The sequence below is a fragment of the Mycobacterium sp. 1423905.2 genome, assembly GCF_001673155.1.
In the GTDB taxonomy this organism is placed as follows: Bacteria; Actinomycetota; Actinomycetes; order Mycobacteriales; family Mycobacteriaceae; genus Mycobacterium.
Genome location: NZ_LZLE01000009.1, coordinates 1 through 7,588, shown reverse-complemented (window position 1 = coordinate 7,588; position 7,588 = coordinate 1). Strand labels below are relative to the sequence as shown.

General features: G+C 68.8%; 3 protein-coding genes. 2 read left to right on the top strand and 1 reads right to left on the bottom strand.

Annotated features, from left to right (window positions below; genetic code table 11):
- The first annotated feature begins 34 nt into the window (after positions 1-34).
- Together A9W95_RS00525 and A9W95_RS00520 are read left to right on the top strand one after the other, a co-directional pair.
- The gene (locus A9W95_RS00525) at positions 35-1,042 is read left to right on the top strand and encodes a sigma-70 family RNA polymerase sigma factor (RefSeq protein ID WP_082982826.1); all 1,008 of its coding nucleotides are present in this window, start codon (positions 35-37) and stop codon (positions 1,040-1,042) included.
- 175 nt (positions 1,043-1,217) lie between these two features.
- Positions 1,218-6,059, top strand: coding sequence for a cation-translocating P-type ATPase (locus A9W95_RS00520; protein ID WP_067408663.1), 4,842 nt, complete (start codon positions 1,218-1,220; stop codon positions 6,057-6,059).
- A gap of 7 nt (positions 6,060-6,066) precedes the next feature.
- On the opposite strand, the gene A9W95_RS00515 is transcribed toward A9W95_RS00520, so the two are convergent.
- On the bottom strand, positions 6,067-7,588 hold a 1,522-nt coding region (locus tag A9W95_RS00515), incomplete at its 5' end, for an AMP-binding protein (RefSeq protein WP_156745926.1).

The window sequence follows — 7,588 nt, the reverse complement described above, 5'->3', positions numbered from 1 at the left end:
CCAGCTCAGCCGATGAATTTCGCGAGCCCGACGTATCTGTACAAGTGGCGGGTCTGCCTCTCGCCGTAGCCCGACCAAGGAGCGCGACGTGCCGGTCCAGGAAGACTTCATCGAACAGGCGGCGCCGTTTCGCGCCGAACTCATCGCGCACTGCTACCGCATGCTCGGCTCGGTGCACGATGCCGAGGACTTGGTACAGGAAACCTATCTGCGTGCCTGGCGGGGTTATGAAGCGTTCGAGGAACGCGCCGCGCTGCGCACGTGGCTGTACCGCATCGCGACGACCGCCTGCCTGCGGGCCCTGCAGAACCGAGCGCGACGGGTGCTGCCTGCCGGGGTGGGTGACGCATCGTTCGACCCCGAGACGCCCCTCGAGGGGGCTGCGCCGCACAACTGGCTCGAGCCGATACCCGACGCCTTGACGTTTGCGACTCCCGAGACCGCCGTTGCCGCGCGGCAGAGCATTCGGCTGGCGGTGATGACTGCCTTGCAGGAGCTACCAGCACGCCAGCGGGCCGTGTTGATCCTGCGCGATGTGGTGCAATTCAGCGCGGCCGAAGTTGCCGAGCTCTTGGAGACCACACCGGCCGCCGTCAACAGTTCTTTGCAGCGTGCGCGTAGCCGTCTGGCCGAGGTGGGGCCCGTCGAAGAGCAGCTATCGGAACCCGACAGCGCCGAACGCCGGAAGCTGATCGACCGCTACTGTGCAGCGTTCGAGAACGCGGACATGGCCGCCCTCACCGAACTGCTGCAAGACGACGTGAAGCTGCAGATGCCGCCCGTCCCAGTCTGGTTCAGCGGCCGCGAGGTCGTCCTGCGCTTCCTCACCGCCAGAGCGATGGCGAAGGCGGGCGACATTGTCATGATCCCCACGGCCGCCAACGCGCAGCCGGCGGTCGCTGAATACCGCCGCAGCGCCGAGGCGGTCAAACATGCCCACTCCATTCACGTCATCAGCACCGGCCCGGGCGGGATCGCGGCGATAACGGTGTTCCTCGACCCGACGCTGTTCACGTCTTTTGGGTTGGCCGCAAGCGTCTAGCGCCTCGGCACCAAATCGGGCGCGATTTACACTGACAGACTTCTCGCAGCGTCTTCGCTGCGCGATTGGGTAACCCTTCTGGTCTGAGGTTCTCGGCTCCTGCCGCTTGCGCCATGTGGACAGGTCTGCTGCACCCCGGGAGGATTGGCGTGTAGACGAAATCGAAGGGTGATGGATGAAGATTCCGGGTGTAGCCGACGTCGTGGGTGGAATCACCGGCGGGGCGACGCTGGCTTTGCGGACCGGCGTGCAAACCGCGGCAGGTGCTGCCGGTGCCGTCCAAGCGTTCACCAGCCCGGTAGTCGAATTGGTTACGCCGGTGGTGCAGTCGGCGGCCCGGTCGACGGGTCGCGTGCTCGGCACCACCAACGGCGCCAACGGATCCCCCGAGCACATCGCGCCGCCGGTGCGCTGGCGTAGCGGGCGCCGCATCCATCTGGACCTGGACCCGTTGCTCCCGTTCTTCCGCTGGCATGAGCACGCCGCCGTGGTCGAGGAGCCGGTACGCCGGGTCGCCGGCGTTGCCACCGCTCACGTCGAAGGTGCACTGGGCCGGCTGGTCGTGGAGTTAGACGCCGACGCCGATGACGACGCGGTCCTCGACGAGGTTCGCGACACGGTCGTCGCCGTAGCGACCGACATCTCCGAGACGGCACCGACCACCTCGCCTGCCGCACCGTTCGCCGATCCGGGCAACCCGTTGGCGATCCTGGTGCCGTTGACCGCCGCGGCGATGGACGCCGTCGCCGTCGGTGCCGCCGTGACTGGCTGGTTCACCCGCCTTCCGGTGGCACCGCGCAGCGCGCGAGCAGCGGCAGCCCTGTTGAACTATCAACCGCGCGTGGTCTCGGTTCTGGAGTCGAGGCTTGGCCGAGTGGGGACCGACATCGCGCTCAGTGGGTCCACCGCGTTGGCCTACGGGCTGAGCCAATCCGTCGGCACCCCCCTGCTCAACCTCGCGTCCCGCACCCTGCAGCTTTCCGAGGCCACGGCGCACCGGCAGCGCTGGCACGACCGCGAACCCGAATTGGCCTCCCCGCGCCGACCGCAGGCTCCGGTGGTACCGGTGTTGTCCTCTGCCGGTGCGGAATCGCAAGCACCGCGGCACAATTGGGCGGCCGCGGCAGCGGGCGACACCTCGCACGTCGTCGTCGACGGCGCCATCGACGCCGCGATCGACACCGAAAAAGGCTCCATGGCCGGACCGATCGAGGACTACGTGAGTCAAGCGGCGAACGGGTCGGTGATCGCCGCCGCGGGTGCGTTGTTCGCGGGGGGCGGCGCCGGCGAGGCCGCCGAAGCGATTCTGGCCGGCGTACCGAAGGCCGCGCATCTGGGCCGGGAGTCGTTCGCCGCGACGCTGGGTCGCGGTTTGGCCAACGCCGGGCTTCTGGTCCTCGACCCGGGTGCGCTGCGCCGCCTGGATCGGGTGAAGGTGGTGGTGATCGACGGGGCCGCGCTGCGCGGTGATCACCGCGCGGTGTTGCGCGCCCAAGGTGACGAACCAGGCTGGGACGACGACCGCGTGTACGAGGTCGCCGATGCGCTGCTACACGGCGAAGAGGCTCCAGAACCCGACCCCGATGAACTGCCGGCGACCGGCGCGCGACTGAAATGGATTCGGGCGCAGGGCTCTTCGGCCGCTCCCGCCCAGGGCTTGGAACACGCCGAACTGGTGGTCGACGGCCAGCGCGTGGGTAGCGTCGCCGTCGGGTGGGAAGTCGACCCGTACGCGATCCCGCTGTTCCAGACCGCACACCGCACCGGTGCCCGGGTGGTGCTGCGTCACGTCGCCGGTACCGAAGACCTTTCCGCCAGCGTGGGATCGACTCATCCGCCCGGTACCCCGCTGTTGAAGTTGGTGCGCGAGCTGCGGACCGACCGTGGGCCGGTGTTGCTGATCACTGCGTTGCACCGAGACTTCGCCTCGACCGACACCTTGGCCGCACTGGCGATCGCCGATGTCGGTGTGGCACTGGATGATCCGCGCGCCGCTACGCCGTGGACCGCGGACGTCATCACCGGCACCGACCTCGCCGCGGCAGTGCGGATTCTCTCGGCGCTCCCGGTGGCGCGGTCGGCTAGCGAATCGGCGGTGCATTTGGCCCAGGGCGGCACCACGCTGGCCGGGCTGCTGCTGGTCACCGGTGAGCAAGATCGCACCAGTAACCCGGCCAGTTTTCGGCGCTGGCTCAATCCGGTGAACGCCGCTGCCGCAACGGCTTTGGTATCGGGGACGTTGTCGGCCGCCCGGGTACTGCGCCTGCCCGATCCCACTCCGCAACCGCTGACCGCCTGGCACGCACTGGATCCCGAGATCGTCTATTCCCGGTTGGCCGGCGGCTCCCGCACCTTGGCCGTCGAAACCGGCACCTCCACCTGGCGGCACAGGCTCGACGACCTGTCCTACAGCCCGGCCCTGGCGCCGCTACGCGGACCGGTGGAAGCGGTGGGTCGCTTGGCAAAGGCGACGCGACACGAACTGGCCGACCCGTTGACCCCGATCCTGGCCGTCGGTGCAGCGGCGTCGGCGATCCTGGGCAGCAACGTCGACGCGCTGCTGGTCGCCGGCGTCATGACGGTCAACGCGATCACCGGTGGCGTACAGAGGTTGCGCGCCGAGGCGGCGGCGGCCGAACTGTTCGCCGAGCAGGACCAATTGGTGCGTCGGGTGGTGGTGCCGGCCGTCGCGACGACCAAGCGGCGGTTGGAAGCGGCCCGGCACGCCACGCGCACCGCCACCGTGTCGGCGAAGTCGCTGCGGCCCGGTGATGTCATCGACGTGTCCGCACCCGAGGTGGTGCCGGCCGACGCCCGGCTTCTGGTGGCCGAGGACCTCGAGGTCGACGAGTCCTTTCTCACCGGTGAGTCGCTGCCGGTGGACAAGCAGGTCGATCCGGTGGCCGTCAACGACCCCGACCGGGCCAGCATGCTCTTCGAGGGCAGCACCATCGTCGCCGGCCGAGCCCGTGCCATCGTCGTCGCCACCGGGGTCGGCACCGCCGCACATCGCGCCATCTCCGCGGTCGCCGACGTCGAATCGTCGGCCGGCGTGCAGGCGCGACTGCGGGAGCTGACCAGCAAGGTGTTGCCCCTGACCCTGGCCGGCGGGGCCACGGTGTCCGCGTTGGCGCTGCTGCGCCGCGCGACGCTGCGTCAGGCGGTCTCCGACGGTGTCGCCATCGCGGTGGCCGCGGTACCCGAGGGTTTGCCGTTGGTGGCGACGTTGTCCCAACTCGCCGCCGCGCAGCGCCTCACCGCCCGTGGCGTGCTGGTGCGTTCCCCGCGCACCATCGAAGCGCTGGGCCGGGTGGACACCGTCTGCTTCGACAAGACCGGCACGCTCACCGAGAACCGGCTGCGCGTGGTGGTGTCGGTGCCCAGTAACACCGAACCGCTCGGCCCCTATCCGGACGCCAGCGACCCGCAAGCGGTGGCCGTCCTGCGTGCTGCCGCGCGCGCGTCGACCCAACCCCAAGAGGGCCAGGGGCATGCCCACGCCACCGACGAGGCGATCGTCACGGCGGCCGCCAAGTCGCGGGACGGTCGGCCCGACTCGGAGTGGACGGTGCTGGCCGAGGTGCCGTTCGAGTCCAGCCGCGGCTATGCCGCCGCCATCGGCACGTTGAGCGGCGGGAACGGGACACCGGTGTTGGTGCTCAAGGGTGCCCCCGAAGTTGTCTTGCCCCGGTGCAAGTTCGCCGCTCCCGACGCCGATCAACAACACGCCGGCGCTCTGGTGGACAACCTCGCCGAGCAGGGGTTGCGCGTTCTTGCCGTCGCGCAGCGGGCTTGGCCCAACGGAACCTCCGACGATGAAGAGACCGACGCCGACGCGGTGGATGCGGCCGCCCAGGATCTGGAACTGCTGGGCTACGTCGGGTTGGCCGACACCGCACGGGCTTCGGCGCGGCCGCTGATCGAGGCGTTGCTGGACGCCGACCGCAGCGTCGTGCTGATCACCGGCGACCATCCGATCACCGCTCGGGCCATCGCCCGCCAATTAGGGCTGCCCGAGGATGCCCGCGTGGTCACCGGGGCGGAACTGGCCGGCCTGGACGAAGACGCGTGCGCGAAGATCGCCGGCGACGTGCAGGTGTTCGCCCGCGTCAGCCCCGAACAGAAAGTTCAGATCGTCGCGGCGTTGCAGCGGTGTGGGCGGACGACCGCGATGGTCGGCGACGGCGCCAACGACGCTGCGGCAATCCGGATGGCCGACGTGGGAATCGGAGTCAGCGGGCGTGGTTCGTCGGCCGCTCGCGGCGCCGCGGACATCGTGTTGACCGATGCCGATCTGGGTGTATTAGTCGACGCGCTGGTGGAGGGTCGCAGCATGTGGGCCGGTGTCCGCGACGCGGTGACCATCCTGGTCGGCGGCAATGTGGGTGAAGTCTTGTTCACCCTCATCGGCACCGCCTTCGGAGCGGGACGGGCACCGGTGGGCGCCCGCCAGCTGCTGCTGGTCAACTTGCTCACCGACATGTTCCCCGCTCTCGCAGTCGCCGTGACCTCCACATACGAGGACCCCGAAGAGGACGATGACGTCAGCGACGAAGACGTCGAAGCCGCTCGTCGAGCCCGCCAGCATGAGGTGCTGACCGCGCCTGCGCCGTCACTCGATGCGCCGCTGATGCGCCAGATCCTCAACCGCGGCGTGGTGACGGCCGCCGGAGCGACAGCCGCCTGGGCTATCGGGCGCTGGACGCCGGGCACCGAACGCCGCACCGCGACAATGGGATTGACCGCACTAGTGACCACTCAGCTGGCTCAGACGCTGCTGACTCGTCGGCACAGCCCGCTGGTTGTGGCAACCGCCCTGGGCAGCGCCGGCGTCTTGGTCGGCATCATTCAAACGCCGGTGGTCAGCCAGTTCTTCGGCTGCACGCCATTGGGCCCGGTTGCGTGGACCGGAGTGATCGGCTCCACGGCCGGCGCCACGGCCATCTCGGTGCTGGCACCGCAGTTGCTGAACAAGGCGGTCGACGTGGTGCAACCCGAGGAGGAGCAGGACTCCTAGCGCGGCCTCAGCTCGACAGTTCCCGGCGCAGTACCTTGCCGGCCGGATTGCGCGGGATGCGGTCCACCACGTGAATGTCTCTGGGCTGCTCGAAACGAGAGACTTTGCCCTTCAAATACTCCCGCAGCCGTTGCGCGTCGACGTCGCTGCCCGGGCGGGCGACCACGTAGGCCGCCAGCCGATTCCCGAACTGCTCATCGGGCACCCCCACGACGGCGTTTTCGGCGACGTCCGGATGTGCGGCGAGCGCGTTCTCCAAGGCGCGTGGATACACGTTTTCACCGCCCGAGACGATCATGTCGTCCTCGCGGCCGACGATGTACAGCCGGCCCACTTCGTCGAGGTAGCCCATGTCACCGGTGCTGGTCATGCCATCGATGACGGCTTTGCCGCCCCCGCCGGTGTATCCCTGCGAGGTGAGCTGTCCACCGACGAAGACGCGTCCGGTCACGCGCGGTCCCAGTCGCCTGCCGTGCCGGTCGTAGATCCGCACCGGACATCCTGCCACCGGCTTGCCCACGGTTTCGGGTGCCTGCCGCAGATCCGCTGGTGTGGCCAGGGATCCGATGCCGACCTCGGTGGAGCCGTAGAGGTTGTACAAGACGTCGCCGTAGGCATCCATGAACCGTTGCGCCAGGCCGGGATCAAGCCGATCGCCACTGGAGATCACGACGCGCAAGGCCGGTAACGGATTCCTGGCCCGCACTCGCTCGGGTAGGTCCAGGATGCGGGACAGCATGATCGGCACCGCGCTCAGCGCGTCAGCACGCTGCAACGACGCTTGCGCAAGGGTTGCTTCGGCATCGAAGCGCCGGTGCGTCAGGACGGTACCGCCCAGCCCCATGGCCAGCATCAGGATGCCGAATCCCAGACCGTGAAACATGGGCACCGCCAATGCGACTCGCGATCCGGCGGGCAACCGCGTGCGCTCCAAGAGCGTCACTCCGACTCCGAGACCCGAGCTGATCCGCGGGGTGCGCGGCACGCCTTTGGGCACACCCGTGGTGCCCGACGTCAACAGGACGATTCGTCCCGACGACACCACCTGGGGGCGCCGAGCACCTTCGTCGGCGCGGGCCGCCTGGGGATCCAGGGCTTGGATCGATTCACCGGTGTCACCGATCTGCTTCTGGAACTCTTTGTCGCAGAACATGACTCGAACATGATGTGCACTCAGCGCCCCGGCGAGGGCGTTGGTCCGGAACTCGGTGTTGACCAGCACGATGTCGGCGCCCACCAGGGCGGTGGCGAAAACCGCCGCGATGAAGCTGCGTCCGTTGCGGCACATGATGCCCACGGGTTGACCGGGTCCGATTCCGGCGTCGAGCAATTCGCGCGCCAGCGACTCGGTCATCGCCTGCAACTCCTGATAGCTCAGTACGCCGTCGTCGTCGACGATCGCCGTGCGGTTCGGCCACCGCGCCGCTGAAATGGCAAGCAGCGTGTACAGATTCGTGCCACTGCGCGTGATTTCGCGGACCAGCCGCGCCGCTGCGAGCGGGCCGGGGAGCGCCAGCAGTCCCGACGAG